A 19,031-nucleotide genomic window follows, 5' to 3' on the forward strand; every position below is an offset into this window, starting at 1 on the left:
AGCCCGTCGCGATCCCGGATGTCGGCCGGCACGACCGCGAGTCCGAGGATGTGTCCCCACAGGCCGCCACCCCGGCGCAGACCGCCGCGACGGGACGAAGGGAAAGTACGGAGCACGGCTTGCCGAACGCGGTCGTTTCGTTGATTATCATTATAAATCAACGGTTTAGCGAAGAATATGCTCGTGTCGGCACCGTTCGCGATCACAGCCTTCTCCGGCATGACCGGAATCGAGGGACGTTCTTCCCACCCGGTGGTCAGCGGCGCGCGGCCGACATCGTCGCGGACCCCATCGGAGGATCACGCCATGGCTTCAGCGACGATGACCCGCGGCGACGAGGTGATGTTCGAACGGCTCGATGTCGCGGATGCACTCGGGATCTGGCGCAACGCCAAGGGCCGGGTCGTCGGCATCCACGGCCAGGACGGCCGCACCCCGACCATCGACGTGGCGTTCGACGGCCACGAGATCCTGCATCGCTACCTGCCGGATATCTTCCGGCGCGTGCAGTCATACCAATGGCCCAAGGTGCTGACGCACCGGTCCATTGACCCATCTCGAATTGTCTATGCCAAGCCAAAGGCTTGACGAAAATTCGAGAACGGAACCAACGGTCGTTTCCAGCGACCGTCGGTATAACGCCCCCGTCACGGAGATAGCCCGGTATGGATCAGGTCCTGCCGCCCGCCCTGCGGGCGAGCGCCTCCGCGTTGCGTCCCCCGCCCTTGCGCGCGACGAGCCACAGCCGTGCGGAGGCCGAGGTCTGGGCCGAGCTGCGCGCCGAGGCGGAGGCGGCCCTGATCGAGGAGCCGCTCTATGCCGGGATCATCCAGGCGACGATCCTCGACCAGCGGGGTCTCGCCCAGGCCTTCGCCTACCGCCTCGCCCACCGGCTCGGCGACGGCGACCTCGCCCGGCTGGCGATGCGCGACCTCTGCCTCGCCGCCTTCGAGGCCGATCCGCAAACCGGCGCCCACGCGGTGCGCGACCTGATCGCGATCCGCGAGCGCGACCCGACCTGCCGCCGCTTCCTCGACCCGTTCCTGTTCTACAAGGGGCTGGCCGCCCTCGAAGGCTACCGCGTCGCCCACTGGCTCTGGCACCAGGGCCGGATGACGCTCGCCCTCCACGTCCAGAGCCGGATCTCGGAGGTGTTCGGCTGCGACATCCATCCGGCAGCGCGGATCGGCTCGGGGGTGTTCATCGACCACGCCACCGGGGTCGTCATCGGCGAGACCACGGTGATCGCCGACGACGTGTCGATCCTCCAATCGGTGACGCTCGGCGGCAACGGCAAGGAGAGCGGCGACCGTCACCCGAAGATCGAGCGCGGCGTGCTGCTCAGCGTCGGCGCCAAGGTGCTCGGCAACATCCGGGTCGGGGAAGGCGCCAAGGTCGCGGCCGCCGCGGTGGTGCTCCACGAGGTGCCGCCCCACACCACCGTGGCGGGCGTACCGGCCCGGGTCGTGTCGCGCATCCCCCGCAACGAGGAGCCGGCCCTGACCATGGACCAGTTCTTCGGCGACGGGATCTGACGGGCGCCGCGTCCGCCGTACCGGAGACGGGCGATCGCGCGGGCACGACACGATCGCACCCGCGGAGAAATCCATTTTACGAAAACCGCTATGTCGAGGCCGTTCTCATCTGCTGGGTGACGCAATGAAAACAGGAACATCCCGGCGCAGCGATAAAGGAAAAAACATTCTATTGACCCTCGGGCCTGCCGGCCGCTATCGCTGGGTCAGCGAGACGGCGGGCGGCCCAGCATTCACCAGTGGCCGCCGCCCTCGCCCCTGTCGAGATGCTGCGCCGGGCAAGATCGTCGGTCGTCGATGTCTTGCTACGACTTGTCATTCCATGCGGACGACGATGATTGCCGGCGTCTTTCTGTGCGCAATGCCGGGCCGCGATCGGGTCCTACGGCAACACGGAGACGAAATACGATGAGCGGACCGGGTTTGAGCGTCAGCGCCTCAGCCGCACGCAACCTCGCCACCGCGACCGTCACCTCGGTCCAGAACGCGGCCAACACGCCGCGCTTCCTTCTGCGGCTCCTGCCCTTCGTCGACGTCGCGGGCGGCGTCTACCGGGTCAACCGCCGCGCCGTCGTGCTGGCGAAGGCCGGCCGCATCGATGTCGCGGCCGAGGGCGAGACCCGGGCGGTCAAGGCCGGGTCCCTGCGCGCCGTGCCGCTGTTCAGCCGCCTCGGAGACGCCGAGCTGGCGGCTCTGGCGGGCAGGTTCACCGAGAGCCGCCATCAGGCCGGCGAGGTCATCGCCGAGGAGGGCTCGACCGGGCGCAGCCTCGTCGTGGTCGCCGACGGCACCGTCGAGCTGACCCTGTCGGGCCCCTACAAGGGCCGCCTGCGCCAGGGGCTCGCGACCCGCGGCGACCATTTCGGCGACGGCGACCTCGTCGGCGAGCCCGGCCCCGCCCCGGCCGTCAAGGCGCTCTCGGCGGTGACCCTGCTCACCCTCGACCGCGCCGCGATCGAGGACGAGGCCATCGCCGCGCGCATCGCCCAGCACCGCGAGGAGCGCGACCGGCTGAAGGGCCACACCAATTCCCACGGCGAGCAGGGCATCGAACTGCTGGCGGTCCATGCCGGCGAGCCGCGCCTGCCGACCACCTTCGTCGATTACGAACTCGATCCGCGCGAGTATCATCTCTCGACGATCCAGACGATCCTCAACACCCATACCCGCGTCACCGACCTCTACTCCAACGAGATCGACCAGCTGCGCGAGCAGATCCGCCTCACGGTCGATGCCGTGAAGGAGCGCGAGGAGTGGGAGCTGCTCAACAACTCGCAGTTCGGCCTGCTCCACGAGGTCGCGCCGCGCCAGCGCATCCCGACCCGCGGCGGTCCCCCCACCCCGGACGACCTCGACGAGCTGCTGACCCTGGTGTGGAAGAAGCCCGCCTTCTTCGTCGCCCATCCCCGCGCCATCGCGGCCTTCGGCCGGGAGGCGACCCGGCGCGGCGTGCCGCCGGTGGTGGTGCACCTGTTCGGCGCGCCGTTCATCACCTGGCGCGGCGTGCCGCTGGTGCCGAGCGACAAGCTGCCGATCGACATCGACCCGGCGACCGGGGCCCAGACCACCTCGATCCTGCTGCTGCGCGTCGGCGAGGGCGAGCAGGGCGTGGTCGGCCTGCACAAGTCGGGCGTGACCGGCGAGATCGAGCCCGGCCTGTCGGTGCGCTACATGGGCACCAACGACCACTCGATCGCCTCGCACCTCGTGACCCGCTACTTCTCGGCCGCGGTGCTGGTCGAGGACGCGATCGCCCGTCTCGATAACGTGCTGCTCGGCAACTACCATGACTACGCCTGAGGTCGGCTTCCCCTCCGGGACGCCGGCCGAGCTCGCCCACGCGGATCTCGTCGGGCGCCTCGCCCGCGAGATCTACGGGCAGGGCCAGGCCGCGAGCGCCCCCGTCGCGCCGACGCTGCCGGCGGGACCTCAGGTCCCGCAGGCCCTCGACGCCCTCCCCTCGTCCCCGGCTCCGGCCGGGGCCACCCCCTCGGGGGCGGAGCCCGGCTTCTCGGCCCTCGGCGCCCGCTCCTTCGGGGCGCCGCCGGTCGGCCTGGCCGGCGTGAGCGGTCCGTCGGCCGCCAGGCCGCTCGGCGCCACCCCAGGCCCGGCGAGCGCCAACGTCCTCGATCTCGGCGCCATCGCGCCGGTACATCCGCTGAGCGATCCGCTGCGGCCCAGAAGCCTGCCGGAATACGCGGTGCCGAGCTTGAGCGAGGTTGCCGCCGGCCTGCCCGGCGGCACCGATCTGTTTCGGCAGATCGCCGCCGACCATCCGCGCGCCACCGCCTTCGCGCAGGCGGCGGCACCGGCGCTGTTTCCGGCGGATCCGGCACGGGCCGGCAGGAACGTGGCACCGTCCGTGCCCTCGGCGGAGTCCGATTATTACTTCCTGAGCCCGTCGCCCGCCCCGGCGCGCGGCGGCAAGGCCGCGGCCCGGCCACGGGTCGAGCCGGCACGTCACGACGGCCCGGCCCCGCGGGCGATCGCCCTCGGATCGAGCCCGGTCGCGGCGCCCTTCGACGTCGAGCGCGTGCGCCGGGACTTCCCGGCCCTGCACCAGAGCGTCAACGGCCACCGGCTGGTCTGGCTCGACAACGCCGCCACCACCCACAAGCCGCAGAGCGTCATCGACGCGACATCCGAGTTCTACGGCCGCCACAACTCGAACATCCACCGGGCGGCCCACACGTTGGCGGCGCGGGCCACCGACCTGTTCGAGGGCGGCCGCGAGAAGACCCGCCGCTTCCTCAACGCGCCGAGCAAGGACGACATCGTCTTCCTGCGCGGCACCACAGAGGGCATCAACCTCGTCGCCAACTCGTATGGCCGCGCCCATATCGGCGCGGGCGACGAGATCATCGTCTCGACGATCGAGCACCACGCCAACATCGTGCCCTGGCAATTGCTGGCGCAGGCCACCGGGGCGACGCTCCGGGTGATCCCGGTCAACGACCGCGGCGAGATCATCTTCGAGCAATACGCCGCCCTCTTGTCGGGCCGCACCAAGATCGTCTCGGTGACCCATGTCGCCAACGCCCTCGGCACGGTGAACCCGATCCGGGAGATCATCGCGCTCGCCCATGCCTACGGCGTGCCGGTGCTGGTCGATGCCGCACAATCGACGCCGCACATCCCGATCGACGTGCAGGCACTCGACGCCGACTTCCTGGTCTTCTCCGGCCACAAGGTGTTCGGGCCGACCGGCATCGGCGCGCTCTACGGCAAGAGCCACCTGCTGGAAGCGATGCCGCCCTGGCAGGGCGGCGGCCACATGATCGAGGACGTCACCTTCACGCGAACCGTCTACAAGGGCGCGCCGGAGAAGTTCGAGGCCGGTACCCCGGACATCGCCGGCGCCGTGGGGCTCGGTGCCGCCCTCGACTACCTGGAGGGTGTCGGGCTTCCGGGCATCGCGGCCTACGAGCACGATCTGCTGGACTATGCCCAGGAGGGGCTCGCCGAGGTGAAGGGCCTGCGCCTGATCGGGACGGCGCGCGAGAAGGCGAGCGTGATGTCGTTCGTGATCGAGGGGTTCGAGAACGAGACGGTCGCCCACCATCTCGACCGGCACGGGATCGCGGTGCGCTCGGGCCACCATTGCGCCCAGCCGGCGCTTCGCCGCTTCGGCGTCGACCGGTCAATCCGCGCTTCGCTCGCCTTCTACAACACCCGCGAGGATGTCGACCTGTTCCTCGAGGCGCTGCACACCCTGAAGCGGCACTGAAGCGTCGCGTCGCCCGGTCACCCGCCCGGTGACCGGGCGACGCTCCGGGGCGCGATGCGGCACCATCGGCCATTCTCGACAGCGAAAGGCTGGACCATGACCGGGGATCTCCATCGCAGCTCCCTGTATCGCAGCCCGATGTATCGCCGTGTGAACGACACGCGCGGCAAGCCGACCCGGACCCTGATCCGCGTATTCGTTCAGCCGGGCTCCCTCCCGACTACGATCGCGTATTACGAGCGGCTGCAGGGGCTCGAGCACGATGCCTTCTTCCCGTTTCCGCAGGTCGGCCTCTACCTCGCGATGGTCGGCTCGTTCCTGATCATCGAAGGCTCCGACGAAGACCTCGCCCCGTTCCGGCAGACGACGGGCACGCTCCTGGTCGACGATGCCGAGCCGTACTACGCCAGGTTCCTGGCCGAGGGAGCGGAGATCCTCTGGCCGATTCGCGACGTTCCCACCGGTCGGGCGTTCAACGTCCGGCATCCCGACGGCAGCGTCATCGAGTATGTCCACCATCGGCCCGATTCCGAAGGGCGCTGACGACGGACGGTCCTGCCCTGTCGCGTGCAAGGTGGCCCCATATCGCCCACGCGCCTTTGGGCAGGACGGCTGCCGCATTCTGCGCCTGGGCGCCATCCCGGCCCCGGGCCGGCGCATGGTCGCCAGTTTGCTGCGTATCATGGGCCGTGCCCACGAGCGCCGCTTCGGCAACTTCCACCGCGGCCTCGACCGCGCCGCCCGGTCGCCCCACGCCGGCGCCCGCATCCTGCTCGGGCAGCCGATCACGCCGTTCGCGCCGCGCGGCCCGATGGGGCTGAGCCTCGCCGACACGATCGAGCAGCGCTCGGGGTACCCTCGAGGTCGAACGCGTCCACCAGCGACGATGGGCGACCCAGAATGAGGCCCGACACGATCTGCTCGCTAACCATCGACGACGACAATCGACAGCGCCTCCATTCGGTTCTCGGCTACATCACGCCCGCGCAAGCCGATCGGAACGCAGGATAGACCCCGTATTCGCAAAAACTGATAATAATTCGAATATTGAGAGCGATATGCTAGCGGAATTTATGGTATTTACATGATTTATTTCGTGCACCACATGCTTGGCAAGCTCTGATCATAATCAAATATTTATGACATATTCTATTCCACTGGAGAGAGGAGCCCCTTCCTGATTCCGAGTGAGATTCCCCCGGCAGCCTTCCCCCCCTCAAGCCCGGGTGCAGGTCTCCCCCGCCGGCGTGCTCAGCACACTTGCGTTGGCAGGCCAAACCACTTCGTCCGCCGAGGTTGTCGTTTTGTCGCAGATTTTTGCAGCAAAACCGGCAGCCACTTTTGCGAAATCTGCTTAGGACGACCGCAACGGTCGAGCACGACCACGCCCGGCCCATCTCCCCACCCCCGTTCGGCCTGGAGGCGGGCCGGCAACCGGGGAGGAACCATGAGCGCCTTCTTCAGCGCGAGCCACCGCCGCCTGCAGGACGAGCACGGCACGCGCGCCCTCGCCGACCGGCTGGAGGCGCACGCCCGTGCCAGCTTCGAGCCGCCGGATCGCGACCTCATCCAGGCGGCCACGATGGTCTTCGTCAGCACCGTGGATGGAAGCGGGCAGCCCACCGTGTCGTACAAGGGCGGCGCGCCCGGCTTCATCCGGGTCACCGGACCGAACGAGCTGATCTTCCCGAGCTACGACGGAAACGGCATGTTCCTGTCGCTCGGCAATCTCGGCGAGAACCCGCGCATCGGACTGCTCTTCATCGATTTCGAGCATCCGAACCGGCTGCGGGTCCACGGCAGGGCGGCGCTCGCCGACGATCCGGCCCTGCTCGGCCTCTATCCGGGGGCGGACCACGTCGTCCGGGTGACGGCCGAGCAGATCTTCGTGAATTGCGGCCGCTACATCCACCAGAGCGGCGGCGCAACGCTCTCGCCGCACCTGCCCGATGCATCGGGCCAGCAGCCCTTTCCGGCCTGGAAGCGCATCGACATCTTCGCGGGCGCCCTGCCGGAAGGCGACGACCGGGAGGTGGCCCGCAAGGGCGGGACGATCCCGCTCGACGCCTATCGCGGCGAGGCCGACCCGGCCTGATCGGCCTCACGCCCCGCCGACGACGCTGCCTCCGGCCTCGGCCAAAGCTCCCTCGCGCAGTTCGAGCGCGAGGAACCGCCCCGGATCGACCGGGCCCGGCAGGGTCAGCTTGCGCGGGGGCAGCACCCGGAAACCGAACCGGGCGTAGTAGGGCGCATCGCCGACCAGGATGACGAGGCCGTGGCCTCCGGCCCGGGCGGCGTCGAGGGAGGCGCGCATCAAGGCACCGCCGATGCCGCGGCTGCCGAAGGCCGGATCGACCGTCAGGGGGCCGAGCACCAGGAGCGGGCTCGCGCCCGCCCGGGCCGGCGAAACCCGGATCGAGCCGACGAGCAGCGTGCCGACGAGCGCCGTGAACGAGAGGTCGGACAGATGGGCGACGCCCTCGCGCAGCCGGAAGGCGGTGCGGGCATAGCGCCCGGGCCGAAGGCGCGCTCGTGCAGGCGCTCGATGGCGTCGTGGTCGCGCGGGGTCTCGGGCCGGATGACGAGGGGAAGCGTGGTCACGGGGGCACACTCGGGGCAGGGCGTCGGATGGGATGGGCGGATCGATCAGCCGATCCGTCGTCGCGCCTCTGCCCTCGGGGCCATCGCTCGTCTCCCGGCGGGCGCCTCGCCCGCGCCGGGCAAAGATCGCCCGCTGCGGGCGCCATAGCAGCGCCGGGCTGTGAGTGCAAACCGCCGGTGGCACGCCCCTCGCATCATCGGCGCATGCAGGCCCCTCATCTCAGGCCGCGGGCGCTCGGTCTCAGGCCGCGGGCGCTTGCCTTGAGGTCGGTCTTGCGGGTTAGCTGAGCGTGGAACGCCTCAAAGGTCCGGGAATGACGCCACAATGACGATCAGGTCTGCTTTCGCCCTCGCCCTGACCCTCGCCCTCGGCTCCGCCGGGGCGGCCCGGGCCGACGACGCGGTACCGGCGACGGTGAGGATCGCCACCGAGGGCGCCTACGCGCCCTACAACTTCACCAAGCCCGACGGCACCCTCGACGGCTACGAGATCGAGCTCGGCCGCGAGATCTGCGCCCGCGCCAAGCTGAAATGCGAGTTCGTGGCCCAGGACTGGGACGGCGTCGTGCCGGGCCTCAACGCCAAGAAGTTCGACGCCATCATGTCGGGCATGACCATCACCGACGCGCGGCTGAAGGTGGTGGACTTCACCAAGCCCTATAGCGGCGATTCCTCGGGCTTCGCGGTCGACCGCAACGGCCCGCTGGCCAAGCTCCCCCTCGACGGCCAGAAGTTCAGCCTGATGGACGAGGCCGAGGCGACGAAGGCCCTCGACGCGATCAAGCCGCTCCTCAAGGGCAAGACCGTCGGCGTCCAGGTCTCGACCATCCACGCCGCCTTCATGGACAAGTACCTCAAGGGCACCGTCGAGGTGCGCGAGTACAAGACCACCGAGCAGCACGACCTCGACCTCGCCGCCGGCCGCCTCGACGCGATCTTCGCCAACGACGCCCCCTTGCGGGCCACCGCCGAGAAGCCGGAATTCGCCGATACGGTGAAGCTGGCCGGTCCCCGCTTCCGCGGCGGCATCCTCGGCCGCGGCGTGGCGATGGGCCTGCGCAAGGGCGAGACCAAGCTGAAGGCGCGGCTCGACGAGGGCATCGACGCGGTGATCGCCGACGGCACCCTGAAGAAGCTGTCGCTCAAGTGGTTCAAGGCCGACCTGACCCCGCAGGGCTGATGGCAAACGAGCGAAAGGGGGCCGGATCCGCGTGAGTGCCTTCACCCTTCTCGGCTTCGGCCCCGGCGGCTGGGGCGGCGCGCTGCTGCTCGCCGCCGGCACTACGCTGGCGCTGGCCCTGTGCGGCTTCCTCCTCGGGGCCGTGCTCGGGGGCCTGGCGGCCAGCGCCAAGCTCTCCGGCCTCCTGCCCCTGCGGCTTGCCGCCGACGGCTACACCACGCTGCTCCGCGGCGTGCCCGACCTGCTGGTGATCTACCTCCTGTACTTTGGCGGCAGCGCGGCGCTCGGCAGCATCGCAGGGTTGTTCGGCGTCACCGGCTTCGTCGGGGTGCCGGCCTTCGCGGTCGGCGTCGCGGCGCTCGGGATCATCTCGGGCGCCTATCAGGCCGAGGTGTTTCGCGGCGCCTACCTCGCCCTCGACCGCGGGCAGATCGAGGCCGCCCGGGCGGTGGGCATGCATCGCGGGCTGATCCTGCGCCGGGTCGTGGCACCGCTGGTCGCCCGCGACGCCCTCCCCGGCCTCGGCAACGTCTGGCAGATCCTGCTCAAGGATTCGGCGCTGGTTTCGGTGACGGGCCTCGTCGAGCTGCTGCGCCAGGCCCAGGTCGGCGCCGGCTCCACCCGCCAGCCCTTCACCTTCTACCTTGCGGCCGGCGCCCTCTACCTCGCCATCACCTCGCTCTCGACCTGGGGTTTTTCGCGGGCCGAGGCCCATGCCCGCCGGGGGACCCGATGATCGACGTCGCGTTCCTCGACTCCACCATCCGCTCCCTGCTCGGCGGCGTGCCCCTCACCCTGAGCCTCACCGCCGGCTCGGTCGCGCTCGGCGGTGGGCTGGCCGCTCTTGCGGCCTGGGGCCGGCTCTCGAGCGTCGCGCCGGCGGACTGGCTCGCCCGCCTCTACATCTTCGTGTTCCGCGGCACGCCGCTGCTCGTGCAGATCTTCCTGATCTATTACGGGCTCGGCCAGTTCCGCCCGACCCTCCAGGCCTGGGGCCTGTGGACCTTCTTCCGCGAGCCGTACTGGTGCGCGCTGCTGGCTCTGGCGCTGAATACGGGCGCCTACACGGCCGAGATCTTCCGGGGTGCCGTCCTGTCGGTGCCCTACGGGGCGCTCGTGGCAGGCCGGGCCTGCGGCATGCCGCGTCTCCTGCTGTTTCGCCGGGTCACCCTGCCGCTCGCCACCCGCCAGGCCCTGCCGGCCTACGGCAACGAGGTGATCTCGGTTGTCAAGGCGACCTCGCTGGCCTCCACCATCACGCTGATGGAGATCACCGGCATCGCCCAGAAGCTGATCGCCCAGAGCTTCCGGGCGCTGGAGGTCTTCGTCTGCGCCGGCGCCTTCTACCTCGCCCTCACCTTCATGATCATCGGGCTTCTGCGGCTCGCCGAGGCCCGGCTGTCGCCGGACCTGCGCCCGCGCCCGGTGGCCCGCCCCGCCTGATCCTGGAACCCGCCATGCTGGCCCCCTCGCCCACCCGCCCCGAGGCCGTCGCGGTCCGCGACCTGCACAAGCATTTCGGACAGCTGGAGGTCCTGCGCGGCGTCTCGCTCTCGGCCCGCGAGGGCGAGGTGGTAGCGATCCTCGGCTCGTCCGGCTCCGGCAAGTCGACGCTGCTGCGCTGCATCAACCTGCTGGAGGTGCCGGAGGCCGGGGAGGTCGTGGTCGGCGACGAGGCGGTGGCCTGGCGCCCGCGCCGGGGCGGCCGGGTGCCGGCGGATACGAGGCAGGTCGACCGCATCCGCGCCCGGGTCGGCATGGTGTTCCAGAGCTTCAACCTCTGGTCCCACCGCACGGTGCTGGAGAACGTGATCGAGGCGCCGGTCCACGTGCTGGGGCGCCAGAAAGCCGACTGCATCGCCGAGGCCGAGGGGCTGCTCGCCAAGGTCGGCATCGCCGACAAGCGCGACCATTACCCGGCCCATCTCTCCGGCGGCCAGCAGCAGCGCGCCGCCATCGCCCGGGCGCTCGCGATGCATCCCCGCGTCCTGCTCTTCGACGAGCCGACCTCCGCCCTCGACCCCGAGCGCGTCGCCGAGGTGCTGCGGGTGATGCGGGCGCTCGCCGAGGAGGGCCGCACCATGCTCGTCGTCACCCACGAGATGGCGTTCGCCCGCGACGTCGCCCACCGGGTGGTCTTCCTGCACGAGGGCAGGATCCTGGAGGACGGCCCGTCCGAGCAGGTATTCTCCGCGCCGACATCGGAGCGGTTCCGGCAGTTCCTGGCGCGGGGGGAGTGAGGCTCGCACATTCTCCGACGAAGCGGATGCCGGTTCGTCGTGGGAATTGCGGCAAGATGAAAGGCCGGGAGAGCGTCGCGACGGGCGGCGCCGGCTTTCCGCATCACGGGCCGGCGCCGCCCTCATCCCGGGCCTGTCTCGACGGCCCAGGATGCCGACGCATCGGGCCGTCGACCCATCTCGGGTTTTCGAGGCCGAGCCAGGGGCTCGACGGCAATTCGAGGGCGGAACCCAGGGTTGTTTCCGACGATCCTCGGTATTACTTCACCCAGCCATCCACCGTCGCCCGGTTGGCCTTGATCCACTTGGCGGCGGTCTCGGCGGGCTTGACGCCCCTCTCCTCGTTCTCCGCCATCATGGCTTCCTCGTCCTTGATGTTGAGCTTGAACTTCTTGAGGATGCCGTAGACCTCCGGCATGTCCTCTTTCAAACCCTTGCGGGCGAGGGTGTTCACGGTCTCGTCGTCGCCGAAGGCCTTCTTCGGGTCGGCGAGGTACTTCAGCTCGTAGCGCGCGAACATCCAGTGCGGCGTCCAGGCGGTGACGACGACGTCCTTCTTCTGGCGGATCGCGTCCTTGAGCGCGCTGGTCATCGTCGCGTCGCTGCCATCGACGAGCTTGACCGGGAGGCCGTAGGCCTTGATCGCCGCCTCCGAGGTCTTCATCACGCCGGCGCCGGGATCGATGCCGATCACCTTGCCCTCGACCTCCGCGGACTTGGTCTTCAGGTCCTCGATCGAGTTGAGCTTCGAGTAGGCCGGCACGGCCCAGCCGATCTTGGCGCCGGTGACGTTCGGTCCGATCAGCTCGAGGCGGTTCTTCAGCTTCTCGTAATAGGCGGCCTGGGTCAGCGGCAGCCAGGCGGCGACGCTCGCATCGGCGTCGCCCGTCGCCACCGCCTGCCACATCGCCGCCGCGGCGAGCGGGATCGCCTTCACCTCGTAACCCTTCTCCTCCAGCACCTGCTTGAGGATGTTGGTCGCCACGACCGCGTCGCTCCACTCGACATAGGCGATCCGCACCTGCTTGCCGGCCGCCTCGGCCGGGTTCTGGGCGAAGGCGAGGCAGAGGATGACGCCGAGGGCTGTCGCGCGCATGGTCAGATCGATCCGAAGGCTGGTGGAACGGAAAGGGGCTTCACTCTGCCGCGACGCCCAGGGGCGCCGGGAACCAGTCAGGGATCCGCCCGCCGGAGCGGGCGGCTCGTGGGGTTTCAGGCGGTGCCGTGCGGCCGGGCACGGGCGGCGAGCGCCTGAGTCGAGCGGTCGAGGATGACCGCCAGGATCACGATGCCGATGCCGGCCTCGAACCCGGCTCCAGCCTCGAGCCGCTGGATCGATTGCCACACCGCCCGGCCGAGGCCGCCGGCCCCGATCATCGCGGCGATGACCACCATCGAGAGGGCGAGCATCATCGTCTGGTTGACGCCGGCCATGATGGTCGGCAGCGCGAGCGGCAGCTGCACCTTGAACAGCTTCTGGGTGGTCGAGCCGCCGAAGGCGTCGGACGCCTCGACGAGTTCGGAGGGCACGTTGCGGATGCCGAGCGCCGTCAGACGGATCACCGGCGGCACCGAGAACACGATGGTGGCAAAGCACGCCGACACGGCACCGAGGCCGAAGAAGGGAAGCGCCGGGATCAGGTACACGAAGCTCGGCAGCGTCTGCATCATGTCGAGGATCGGCGAGAAGGTCCGCCAGGCGCGCTGGCTCAGGGCGAACCAGATCCCGACCGGAATGCCGATCACCAGGGCGGTGACGGTCGACAGGATGACGAGGACCAGGGTCTCGACCGTCGCCTGCCACAGCCGCAGGTCCCACAGGAACAGGAGGCCGAACAAGGTCAGCAGCCCGACGCGGCGCCCGCCGATCTTGTAGGTGCCGAAGGCGGCCAGCGCGATGAAGAGCCAGGGCGGAACCGCGACGAGCGCCGTGGTCAGCACGTCGATCCAGTCGGAGACCGTGCGGCTGACCGCGCGGGTCAGCCAAGCGCCATGGTCGGTGAGCCAGTCGAGGCCTCGGTCGCTGAGCGTGTCGAGGGGGAATTTTGGGACGCTCCAGTCCATCGCTCCGCTCCTGCCGGCTTGGGGATTGTCGGGATTTCGGTGGGGTGCAGGTCGGGGCGGGCGGCGAGCGCCCGCACCACGTCCCGGCTGGTGATGCCGCCGATCAGGCGCCCGTCCGGATCGACCACGGCGACGCAGCCCTCGGCCGCGACCCGGGCCAGGAGCCCGTCGAGGCGAAGGTCCGCTCCGACGGCCTCGGCGCCCCGGTCGAGGAGGCCGGCGACGGTCTCGCCCGGGCGGGCGCCGGCGAGCGCGCCGGCGCGCAGGCGGCCGACGAAGCGGCGGTCGCCGTCGGCCACGAGCCAGGCGTCGCCGCCCTCCCCGCCACCCGCTCCCGCGCCTCGGCGACGGTGAGGGTGGGCGCGAGCACCGGCGCGGCCCGATCCGCCACGTGCCCCGCCCGCATCACCGCCACGAGGTCGATATGCTCGACGAACCGGGCGACGTACTCGGTCGCCGGGCGCGCCACGATGTCCTCGGGCTGGCCGATCTGCACGACCTCGCCGTCCTTCATCAGGACGATGCGGCCGCCGAGCGCCACCGCCTCGTCGAGATCGTGGGAGACGAAGACGATGGTCTTCTTCAGCTTGCGCTGGAGGTCGCGCAGCTCGGATTGCATGTCGCGGCGGATCAGCGGGTCGAGGGCGCTGAACGCCTCGTCCATCAGCAGGATGTCGGCATCCGCCGCCAGCGCCCGCGCCAGCCCGGCCCGCTGCTGCATGCCGCCGGACAATTCATGCGGATACTTGGCGTGCCAGCCCTTGAGGCCGACGAGCTCGATCGCCTGCATGGCGGCCTCGGTCCGGCGCGCCACCGGCACGTTCTTCAGTTCGAGGCCGAACGACACGTTGGACAGGATCGTCCGGTTCGGCAGCAGCGCGAAGTGCTGGAACACCATGCCGAAGGTCTTCTGCCGGAACGCCAGCAGGTCCTTGCGGCCGAGCTTCGTCACGTCCACGTCGCCGACGCGGATGCTGCCGCAGCTCGGCTCCACCAGCCGGTTCATGCAGCGCAGGAGCGTCGACTTGCCCGAGCCCGACAGGCCCATCAAGGTCAGGATCTCGCCCTCGACGATGTCGAAAGAGATGTCGCACAGGCCGACCACCGCACCGCAGGCCGCCGCGATCTCGGCCTTGCGCTTGCCCTGCGCGATGAGACCGACCGCCTCGGCCTGCTTATGGCCGAAGATCTTGCTGACTCCCTCCAAAACGATGTGGCTCATGGCTCATGACCCCTTTGGAGCAGCGTGCTTCGCCGATCGATACTGGAAAGAACCGAAGGCCTTTACCTTGTATTATGAAAAATTAGCTGGCGCAGGCCCCGCAGCTTGTCCGGCTGCGACATTTTTTGCCGCGAAGGCGACACAGGCGAGTTTCCCCTGGAAGAATCAGTTGGTGCAGCGCAGCATTGCCGCGGGTTTCGTCATGTTGCGGGAAGAATCCGCACAGGATGAGCACATGATGTGCAGCGCAATCAAGGCTCCGCATCCGGCCTCTGCACGATGCCCCTGAGAGCCTGTTTGATTGACTCAAGCACTTACTCCCACACACGACCTCATCCTGAGGTGTCAGTCGATTGAAAATCGGCTGACCTCGAAGGAGGGCTCCAGGGATCGCGAAGACTTCTGGAGCCCTCCTTCGAGGCTCCTTTCAGTCGCACCTCAGGATGAGGTCGCAAGAGGGATGATAAAGTTCGTTGCAGCTAAATTTTCGCAAGTCAAACAGGCACTGAGTCAGGCCGGCGGGGGCCGGTCCGACCATTCTCGCCGATCGCGTGTGAGATAGCAGGCGATATCGCACCTTTGCACCTCCGAGCCTGGTCGACTTTCTCGACAATCTTCACGCCCTCCTCGTCATTCCGGGCTCCGCTTTCGCGGCCCCGGAATGACGCGGTGTGTTCGAGATCTGTGGAGGCCGATCGGACAGTCCGCGAGACGGAACCCACGGAATGGGCGGCCTCAGCTCCCTGCGGCCGGGACGCAGCCGGGAAACACCGCGAAGCCGTCGTCCCGCACCCGGTCGAGGATCCGGCGATATTCCGGCTCGCAGGGCGTGCCGGCGGCGATCCGGCCGTATGGCGCGCCGTCCGGCACGCTGCGTTCCGGCACCAGGGCGAGCGGCGTCGCGGCGGGCGTGAGCTGCGCGCCCCTGCCCGAGACGAGGGTCGTCAGGATGCCGAACATCTCGCCCTGGATGGTCGGCCGGCCGAGCATCGCCAGCCGGTACTGCCCCTGAAACTCGGTGACGAGGTAGACGTGGCCCGACTGGTTGGGCACCGAGACGGTGCCGGTCTGGGCGAAGGGCGCGTCGATCCGCTCGGCCTCGCGAAAGACCAGGCGGTCGCGGTCCGCGTCCCAGGCGATCTCGGTCCGGTAGGCGAAGATCGCGCCCTCCTGCCCGAAGGACGGCCGGAGCGTGAGGTAGCGCCCTTCGAGGAAGGCCACCGCCGCGCGGGTATAGGAGCCGAAGGCCTCGGGCGCCGGGCGGGGCGCCGCCTCCCGGCGCGGCGGCGCCTGCCGAAGCGGCGTCGCCAGCGCCTCCTCCAGGCGGATCGTCGTGGCGAGCGTGAACGGCCGGCGGCCGGACAGGGCCTTCTCCAGGGTCGAGAGGCTGATCCGCGCCGCATCCGCCAGGGCCTGGCGCGACATCCGGCGGCGGGCCAGGGCCTCGCGCACCGCATCCGCCACCGCCCGGCTCTGCCCTTCGGGGAGATCGGCCTCGCCGGTATCGGGAGCGGCGTCGAGGGGCGGCATCCTGCGGGTTCCTTCCGAACCCGGGCGGGTTCCTTCCGAACCCTTGCGGGCTCCTGCCGAACCCTTGCGGGCTCCTGCCGAACCCGTTCGCCCCCTCCCCGGGATGCGGGCGGGTTCCGGACGAACCCGCACGAAACCGCACGCCTTCCCCGCCGTCAAGGTTCGGTACTCTCCGTCGCCTCGACCACCAGGCGTTCGGGGCCCGGCATGACGGCGTCGAGCGGCCAGCAGGTGACCAGCGCGAGGCGCCGCCCCGGCGCGTCCGGATCGAGACCGGACCGGTCAAAGCGCACGACCCGGGACCCGGTGACCCGGAAGGCGACGATCCGCCCGTCCCGCCGTTGCACCTCGACCGGATCGCCGGGGGCGAGGCGGCCGAGGCTGCGGAACTGGGTGTCGCGGTGGGCGGCGTAGACCGCAAGCCCCGGCGGCTCGCCGGCCTCCTTCGTGCCCTCGACATGTCCCGGCCCGAAGGCCAGGGCCTGCCCGCTCGCCCCGGCGAGCACCAGGTAGGATTCGCCGAGGCTCGGGAAACCGATGCGGGCGACCGGGGCGGTGTCGGCCCAGGGCCAGGGCCGGACCGGCCCGCCTTCCGCGAGGCTGCGGGCGAAGGCGCGGGCGAGCAGGGCCTGCGCCAGGGCCGCCTTGGCGGGGATCCAGGCGCCCTCCGCCGCGAGGACGAGGCCGGCGGCGGCCAGGAGGGCCGGGAGCGCCCTCACCGCGCCACCCTCCGGCCGCCGATCCGCAGCAGCAGGGCGAGGGCGAGGAGGACGGCGCCGAGCATCAGCCGGACCTCGTGATCCGTCGCGGTCTGCGGCAGGGCGATGCCGCGGGCGGCGGCCGGGATCAGCTCGGCCCTCCGGTGCAGGATCGGATCCGGGTCGTGCGGGACGTCCTGGCCGAACAGGGCCTCGAAATCCCAGCCGGCCGGCAGGTTGAGCGGCAGGTCGGCGCGCGCGAGGCGGGCGCCGCGCGGCCGGCGCGGGGTGGCGTCGATCGCGACGAGCGAGGTCAGGCGCGTCGTCAGGCCGTGATCGAGGGCGAGCCGCAGGATCGCCGCATCGGACGCCTCCGGGGTCATCCGCCCGGTGATCCGTGCGGTCTCCGCCTCGCCGATCCGGGCCCGGGCCCAGACCTTGCCGATGCCGGCCCCCTCCTGCGCCCGGTCGAGGTCCAGCACGGTGCGCCAGGGCGTATCGCCGATCCGGCCGGTGAGGGTGAGCGTCCCCAGAGTGGGCCTCCCCTCGGCAGGCCGCATCCGCGCCGCGATCGTCACCGGCTCGCCGCGATAGAGGTCCGGCAGCTGCGCGGGCGTCACCTCGGCTTCCTCCGAGAAGGTCGCGGCGAGATCGGTGACGACCGGGCTCTCGAGCTTGACCAGCAGGTCGCGCATCCGGTCGGCGACCTCGGCCACCGAGGCGATCTGCGTGAAGGTGCCCCGGCCGAGCTCGGCGGCGTGGCGCATCAGGTGGCCGTTCGGGGCCGAGCCGATCCCGACCATGAACAGCCGGGTGCGCCCGCGCTCCTCGGCGACGGCCTGGAAGATCCGCGCCTCGTCGCCGATCGCCCCGTCGGTGAGGAACACCACCTGGCGCACCCGCCCGGTTTCCTCGGGATGGGCGTCCTCGAGCGCGGCCCGGAGCGGTGCCAGCATCTCGGTGCCGCCCCGCGCCTCGAGCCCGGCGACGAAGCGCTTCGCCTGCGCGAGATGGTCCGCATCGGCGGCCACCACATCCGGGAAGACCGTCTCCATCGTGTCGTCGAAGCGGACCACGTTGAAGCGGTCGCCCGGGCGCAGCCGGTCGAGGCCGACGAGCAGGCTCGCCTTGGCCTGGCGGATCGAGGTGCCGCCCATTGAGCCCGAATTGTCGATGACGAAGATCACGTCCCGCGGCGCCGGGGCGGCCGGGAGCGCGGCGGCGGGCGGGGTCACGACGGCGAGCACGGTCTGCGTGCCGGCCTTGCGCTCGCGGAACAGGCCGAGTGCGGGGGCGGCCCCGGGGGCGGGCGTCCAGGTCAGCTCGAAATCCCGGTCGGCGGCGGTGGCGCCGTCGCGCAGGGCGATGCGGCGCTCGTCTTCGGAGGGTGCCTCGACGGTGATCGCGTGGGTGGCGCTCGCCACGCTGCCGAGGGGGAAGCCGGCCTTGAGGTCGATCGCGAGGGTCAGCGGGTTGACCGGAGCGTGGCGCGACGGATCGAGCACCGGGCCAAAGATGGCGTTCCGGTCGGGCACGGGATCGGGCTCGCCGGGACGATCGGCGGCGGGCAGCAGAGCCGGCGGGGCGGGGTTGTAGCGCGGGGCGGCGACGGTCGGCAGGCGTAGGGAATAGGTGTCGCCGGAGCGGCGCACGGTCTGCTGGTACTGGATCTGCACGATTACGGTCTCGCCGGGGCCGATATTGGCGACCGCGTTGGTGAACAGGTTCGGCCGCTGCTGCTCGATCAGGGCCGCCGCCTTGCCCTCGTCCCGGGCGGCCTCGTAGTCGCGCCGCGCCGCCTGTCGCTCGCGGATGTCCGCGACGATCACCCTGTCGCCGACCACGAGCCGCATCGCGTCGACGGCGGCATCCTCCGGCAGGGGGAACAGGTAGGTGCCCTCGACCCATTCCGTGGTGGTGTTGCGAAACGCCTGGGTGATCGTGGCCCGCGCGGTCGGACCGCTCACCGCGATGGCCGCATCGGCGGCAAGGCGCGGCGCCTCGACCGGCGCCGACCCGCCATGGCGCAGGATCAGGGTGCCGCCGCCTCCCTCCTCCGCACGGGCCGGCGGTCCGCCGAGGACGGTGAGCAGGGCTGCGACGAGCGGGCCGAGGAGGAGGTTGCGGGGCAGCGGCTCGGGCATCGAGCGGGGGCCGGAGATGGAGCGTCGGAGCATCGGATGTCGTCCTCGTTGGCGCCGCCGGTTCGGGACCCGGCCGACCCCGAGGCTCGC

General features: G+C 70.4%; 18 protein-coding genes and 1 pseudogene. 12 read left to right on the forward strand and 7 right to left on the reverse strand.

Annotated elements, in window-relative coordinates; all coding sequences use genetic code 11:
- Window positions 1-183: 183 nt before the first annotated feature.
- From F1D61_RS35275 to F1D61_RS06005, 7 genes are all read left to right on the forward strand, one after another.
- Window positions 184-588, forward strand: a complete 405-nt coding sequence (locus tag F1D61_RS35275) for a hypothetical protein (protein WP_432443213.1) — start codon at window positions 184-186, stop codon at window positions 586-588.
- Between the two features lie 77 nt (window positions 589-665).
- Window positions 666-1,535: a serine O-acetyltransferase gene (cysE, locus tag F1D61_RS05980; RefSeq protein WP_203156912.1), complete on the forward strand. Its 870-nt coding sequence runs from the start codon at window positions 666-668 to the stop codon at window positions 1,533-1,535.
- A 408-nt stretch (window positions 1,536-1,943) separates the two neighbouring features.
- The gene (locus F1D61_RS34785; RefSeq protein WP_203156913.1) at window positions 1,944-3,335 is read left to right on the forward strand and encodes a family 2B encapsulin nanocompartment shell protein; all 1,392 of its coding nucleotides are present in this window, start codon (window positions 1,944-1,946) and stop codon (window positions 3,333-3,335) included.
- Window positions 3,322-5,262 (forward strand): family 2A encapsulin nanocompartment cargo protein cysteine desulfurase, encoded by a 1,941-nt coding sequence (locus F1D61_RS05990; RefSeq protein WP_203156914.1) that lies wholly within the window; start codon window positions 3,322-3,324, stop codon window positions 5,260-5,262. The genes F1D61_RS34785 and F1D61_RS05990 overlap by 14 nt, the downstream gene beginning before the upstream one ends.
- A gap of 96 nt (window positions 5,263-5,358) precedes the next feature.
- Window positions 5,359-5,805, forward strand: a complete 447-nt coding sequence (locus F1D61_RS05995) for a VOC family protein (RefSeq protein WP_203156915.1) — start codon at window positions 5,359-5,361, stop codon at window positions 5,803-5,805.
- A 115-nt stretch (window positions 5,806-5,920) separates the two neighbouring features.
- The gene (locus F1D61_RS06000; protein WP_203156916.1) at window positions 5,921-6,166 is read left to right on the forward strand and encodes a hypothetical protein; all 246 of its coding nucleotides are present in this window, start codon (window positions 5,921-5,923) and stop codon (window positions 6,164-6,166) included.
- A gap of 543 nt (window positions 6,167-6,709) precedes the next feature.
- Window positions 6,710-7,357: a pyridoxamine 5'-phosphate oxidase family protein gene (locus F1D61_RS06005; protein WP_203156917.1), complete on the forward strand. Its 648-nt coding sequence runs from the start codon at window positions 6,710-6,712 to the stop codon at window positions 7,355-7,357.
- Between the two features lie 6 nt (window positions 7,358-7,363).
- On the opposite strand, the pseudogene F1D61_RS06010 reads toward F1D61_RS06005, so the two are convergent.
- Window positions 7,364-7,863, reverse strand: a pseudogene (locus F1D61_RS06010) (GNAT family N-acetyltransferase).
- 325 nt (window positions 7,864-8,188) lie between these two features.
- On the opposite strand from F1D61_RS06010, the gene F1D61_RS06015 reads away from it, so the two are divergent.
- From F1D61_RS06015 to F1D61_RS06030, 4 genes are read left to right on the forward strand one after another with little or no spacing between them, the layout of a single operon-like run.
- Window positions 8,189-9,043: a transporter substrate-binding domain-containing protein gene (locus F1D61_RS06015; protein ID WP_203156918.1), complete on the forward strand. Its 855-nt coding sequence runs from the start codon at window positions 8,189-8,191 to the stop codon at window positions 9,041-9,043.
- A gap of 31 nt (window positions 9,044-9,074) precedes the next feature.
- Complete coding sequence (locus F1D61_RS06020; protein ID WP_203156919.1) at window positions 9,075-9,779, forward strand: ABC transporter permease; 705 nt, start codon at window positions 9,075-9,077, stop codon at window positions 9,777-9,779.
- Window positions 9,776-10,486 (forward strand): ABC transporter permease, encoded by a 711-nt coding sequence (locus F1D61_RS06025; RefSeq protein WP_203156920.1) that lies wholly within the window; start codon window positions 9,776-9,778, stop codon window positions 10,484-10,486. The genes F1D61_RS06020 and F1D61_RS06025 overlap by 4 nt, the downstream gene beginning before the upstream one ends.
- Before the next feature lie 14 nt (window positions 10,487-10,500).
- The gene (locus tag F1D61_RS06030; RefSeq protein WP_203156921.1) at window positions 10,501-11,283 is read left to right on the forward strand and encodes an ABC transporter ATP-binding protein; all 783 of its coding nucleotides are present in this window, start codon (window positions 10,501-10,503) and stop codon (window positions 11,281-11,283) included.
- A gap of 259 nt (window positions 11,284-11,542) precedes the next feature.
- Here the strand turns inward: F1D61_RS06030 and F1D61_RS06035 are convergent, their stop codons facing one another.
- The 3 genes from F1D61_RS06035 to F1D61_RS06045 all read right to left on the reverse strand — a co-directional run bounded on the left by F1D61_RS06035 (window position 11,543) and on the right by F1D61_RS06045 (window position 14,569).
- Window positions 11,543-12,379: a glycine betaine ABC transporter substrate-binding protein gene (locus F1D61_RS06035; protein WP_203156922.1), complete on the reverse strand. Its 837-nt coding sequence runs from the start codon at window positions 12,377-12,379 to the stop codon at window positions 11,543-11,545.
- 116 nt (window positions 12,380-12,495) lie between these two features.
- Window positions 12,496-13,347: an ABC transporter permease gene (locus F1D61_RS06040; RefSeq protein WP_203156923.1), complete on the reverse strand. Its 852-nt coding sequence runs from the start codon at window positions 13,345-13,347 to the stop codon at window positions 12,496-12,498.
- A gap of 103 nt (window positions 13,348-13,450) precedes the next feature.
- Window positions 13,451-14,569, reverse strand: a complete 1,119-nt coding sequence (locus F1D61_RS06045) for a quaternary amine ABC transporter ATP-binding protein (protein WP_246775742.1) — start codon at window positions 14,567-14,569, stop codon at window positions 13,451-13,453.
- Here F1D61_RS06045 and F1D61_RS06050 point away from each other — a divergent pair.
- Complete coding sequence (locus tag F1D61_RS06050) at window positions 14,568-14,858, forward strand: hypothetical protein (protein WP_203156924.1); 291 nt, start codon at window positions 14,568-14,570, stop codon at window positions 14,856-14,858. The genes F1D61_RS06045 and F1D61_RS06050 overlap by 2 nt on opposite strands.
- Window positions 14,859-15,304: 446 nt before the next feature.
- Here F1D61_RS06050 and F1D61_RS06055 read toward each other — a convergent pair whose 3' ends face one another.
- The 3 genes from F1D61_RS06055 to F1D61_RS06065 all read right to left on the reverse strand — a co-directional run bounded on the left by F1D61_RS06055 (window position 15,305) and on the right by F1D61_RS06065 (window position 18,974).
- Window positions 15,305-16,099, reverse strand: coding sequence for a helix-turn-helix domain-containing protein (locus F1D61_RS06055; protein WP_203156925.1), 795 nt, complete (start codon window positions 16,097-16,099; stop codon window positions 15,305-15,307).
- A 155-nt stretch (window positions 16,100-16,254) separates the two neighbouring features.
- Window positions 16,255-16,818 (reverse strand): class GN sortase, encoded by a 564-nt coding sequence (locus F1D61_RS06060; protein WP_203156926.1) that lies wholly within the window; start codon window positions 16,816-16,818, stop codon window positions 16,255-16,257.
- Window positions 16,815-18,974, reverse strand: a complete 2,160-nt coding sequence (locus F1D61_RS06065; RefSeq protein WP_203156927.1) for a marine proteobacterial sortase target protein — start codon at window positions 18,972-18,974, stop codon at window positions 16,815-16,817. The genes F1D61_RS06060 and F1D61_RS06065 overlap by 4 nt, the downstream gene beginning before the upstream one ends.
- Window positions 18,975-19,031: the final 57 nt, after the last annotated feature.

The organism is Methylobacterium aquaticum, from assembly GCF_016804325.1.
GTDB lineage: Bacteria > Pseudomonadota > Alphaproteobacteria > Rhizobiales > Beijerinckiaceae > Methylobacterium > Methylobacterium aquaticum_C.